This window comes from Actinomycetota bacterium (assembly GCA_030776725.1).
Lineage (GTDB): Bacteria > Actinomycetota > Nitriliruptoria > Nitriliruptorales > JAHWKO01 > JAHWKW01.
Genome location: JALYHG010000140.1, coordinates 1 through 3,104, shown reverse-complemented (window position 1 = coordinate 3,104; position 3,104 = coordinate 1). Strand labels below are relative to the sequence as shown.

3 protein-coding genes and 1 tRNA gene are annotated in these 3,104 nt (G+C 71.8%); 1 reads left to right on the top strand and 3 read right to left on the bottom strand.

All coding sequences use genetic code 11. The features are described from left to right. Both M3N57_06570 and M3N57_06565 read right to left on the bottom strand, forming a co-directional pair. Nucleotides 1-860 (bottom strand): homogentisate 1,2-dioxygenase (locus M3N57_06570; GenBank protein ID MDP9022353.1); only part of this gene is annotated, 860 nt, incomplete at its 3' end. Nucleotides 861-969: 109 nt separating this feature from the next. Next, on the bottom strand, nucleotides 970-1,905 hold the full coding sequence (locus tag M3N57_06565; GenBank protein MDP9022352.1) for a fumarylacetoacetate hydrolase family protein: 936 nt from the start codon (nucleotides 1,903-1,905) through the stop codon (nucleotides 970-972). A 94-nt stretch (nucleotides 1,906-1,999) separates the two neighbouring features. On the opposite strand from M3N57_06565, the gene M3N57_06560 reads away from it, so the two are divergent. After that, nucleotides 2,000-2,084 (top strand) — tRNA-Leu (locus tag M3N57_06560). 35 nt (nucleotides 2,085-2,119) lie between these two features. Here the strand turns inward: M3N57_06560 and M3N57_06555 are convergent. After that, entirely contained in the window at nucleotides 2,120-3,010 is an 891-nt protein-coding gene (locus tag M3N57_06555) for an alpha/beta hydrolase (protein ID MDP9022351.1), read from the bottom strand. Between the last annotated feature and the right edge of the window lie 94 nt (nucleotides 3,011-3,104).

Here is a 3,104-nt window from a genome sequence, read left to right as displayed (position 1 = left end):
TCGAGCGGCCGGGGGCAGAACGAGCAGATCACGAAGTTGCGCCCCTGGAAGGTCTGGTGGACCGGTGGCGGGGCGTGGACCTTCTTCACGATCGGTTCGAAATCGGCGATGTTGAACGTGTACGGGTAGAGGTAACCGTCCCACCCGACGGCGTCGAACGGATGATGGTCGAGCACGTAGCGCTGCAGGCCACCGCCGATCCGGACGTTGACCACGAACTCGCCCCGCTCGTCGTGCGTGCGGAGCTCCGTCGGGGGGTGCACGTCGCGGTTGGAGAACGGGGCGTGCTCGAGCAGCTGGCCGTAGTCGTTGCGGTACCGGCGCGGGATCTCGATCAGCCCCAGCGAGGTGAAGACGAGGTAGCGCTGGGGTTGCCGATCGTCGGGACGGAACCGGTAGGTGATGCCCCGCGGGACCACGATGTAATCGCCGGGCACGTAGGGGAGGTCTCCCAGGACGGTCTCGACGGTCCCGCCTCCCTCGTGGACGAAGATGACCTCGTCGGCTTCGCCGTTGCGGTAGAAGTCGCCCATCGGCTCGGCGGCCCGGCACAGAGCGATCTCGACGTCCCGGTTCCACATCAGCAGCCGGCGTCCGCTGACGGCGTCACCGGCTGGCGGCAGCGTCCAGGTCTCGAACAGGTGGTGGGCGTGGGCGTCGGGGATCCACTCGTCGCGTCGCAGCCGACGGAACGCGCCGATGTGCTTGACCCGCACGGGGGTGTTGAGGTGGTAGAGGATCGACGACGCCCCGGCGAACCCCTCGACGCCCAGGACCTGCTCGGTCAGCAACCGGTCGCCCTGCCACAGCTGGGTGTGCCGCTTGCGGGGGATGCGTCCGCGCACCTGGTACATGACCATCCGCGCACACTCCTGGCCGGGCTCCCGACCGACCGCAGCGCTGCGGTCGGCGGGACGAGGATGGCACAGTCGGGCGCGCTCGGCAGCACCGCGCCCGGCCCGCGCCAACTCACCGCCGCAGCGGCGTCGACGGCGGTCCCTCGATGACGCGGTTGGAGATCGCGCCGAGCTCGTCCACCGTGAGGGTGACCTCGTCGCCCGGCTGCAACCACGGGTAGGTCTCGGCGCCGTGGACGAGCGCCAGCTCGAGGATGCACCCGCCGGGGGCCGTGCCCGAGCCGATCACGTCGCCCGGGCGGATCCAAGCCCCGCGCGAGGCGAACGCGACGAGCTCGCCGAACGACCAGTACAGGTCCGCGCACGACGTCCGGGTGTACTCGCGGCCGTTGACGGATGCGGTCATGGTCAGGGCGTAGCCGCGGCCGACGGCGTGGGGCTCGAGCTCGTCGGGGGTGACCAGGAACGGGCCGAGGGTGGTGGCGAAGTCCTTGCTCTTGGCCGGGCCGAGCTGCGAGCGCGTGTCGCTGCGTTGCAGGTCACGGGCACTCCAGTCGTTCATCACCGTGAAACCGGCGATGTGGTGGGCAGCCGTCTCGGGGTCCAGGTCGCGGCCGGCGAGCCCGACGATCGCGGCGACCTCCAGCTCGAAGTCCAGCGCGTGCGAGCCGGGCGGGATGGCCACGTCCGCACCCGGGTCCACGATCGCGTGCGGGTTGCTGAAGTAGAACGCCGGGCGCCGGTACCAGTCGGGGTCCATCTCCACGCCGCGGGCCCGCCGAGCGGTGCGCACGTGCGCCTCGAACGCGGAGAAGTCACGCACGGACGGGGGGTCGGGGATCGGGGCGCGGAGCTGGACGTCGGCCACCGCGAGCTCCTCGGCGGGGTCCTGCCCGGCGCGGTGACCCGCCTCCGCCAGCGCCTCAGGGCCGTCCCGGAGCAGCCCCAGTAGGGACGCGTCGGGCGGGAGCCCGCCGATGCGGCCGTCGATGACGAGCCCGACGCGGTCGGGACCGTCCGTGTCGTGGCGGTAGGTCGCCCACCGCATGGGTCCTCCGATCCCCGGCTTGTAGCATCATCACCGAGGACGGGCCGCCCGTCGCCCGCGACGGGGAACGGGCGACGGTGTGTGGTCCTCGCCAGCGGGCGTGGCGGAACGGTTGACGCAGGGCGCTTAAACCGCCCCGGGGTTGCGACCCCATGCAGGTTCGAATCCTGTCGCCCGCACTTGTCTTCGGACGCGAGCGGCGACGCACCGGTGGTCAGCTCGCGCAGGTCGTCTGCGCGGACAGGCTGCCGTGCAGCCAGCGGTCGACGACCTCGATGAAACGATCGGGGGCTTCCAGCTGAGGGACGTGGCCGATGTCGGTGAAAACCTCCAGCTGCCAGTCGGGGCGGCGCCGGGCGAGGTCGCGGGCCACTTCGACGGGGACCAGGCGGTCCCGATCGCCCTGGATGATCAGGGCTGGCGCTTCGATCGCCTCGATCATGTCGGCGACGCGCCGGCGGCCGACCATCCGCACCACCAGCGACCGGGCCGACTGCAGGAAGCAGCGGCGGCTCCACGGTTGCAGGATGCGCTCGTGGGCCATCTCCACGTGTGCCTCCCACGCCTCGTCGGCGATGCGCGACGCGTCCACGCTGCACAACCGCAACGCCTGCTCGACGAGGCCTTCGGGTCGGAGTCTGCGCCTGCGCCAGGACAGGAAGCGGTCCGCCAGCCCCGGGATCATGTACACCGCGAACATCCCCAGCACCAGGGGGTCGCGCGGGACGATCTTCTCGCGTGGCAGCGCCGCCCCGACCAGGATCACGCCGGCGACCAGCTCGGGGGTCGAGGCTGCGACGGTCAGCGCCACGTACCCGCCCATGGAGTTGCCGGCGAGCACCGCTGGCTGGTCGAGGTGGCCCAGGTAGCGCTGCACGAGGCGGCGGTGATCGACGATGCGTGCACGCCGGCCGACCGGCGGGGTGAGGCCGTGCCCGACGAGGTCCAACGCGACCACGCGACCGTGTTCCGCCAGGCGCTCTCCGACCGAGATCCAGTTGGCGTGGGATCCGCCGAGTCCGTGCAGCAGGACGATCGGCTGACCCCTGCCGCCGAAGTCGACGACGTGCAGGGGTCCGTCGCGTCGTAGGGTTCGATGCTGCACGTTGCGACTCTACGCCGCGCTCGGGTGGCGGCCGCTGCCGCGACGTGGGCACCGGCCGCGGCCAGCAGCCGGGCGGCGGCCGCTCCGGCGGCGC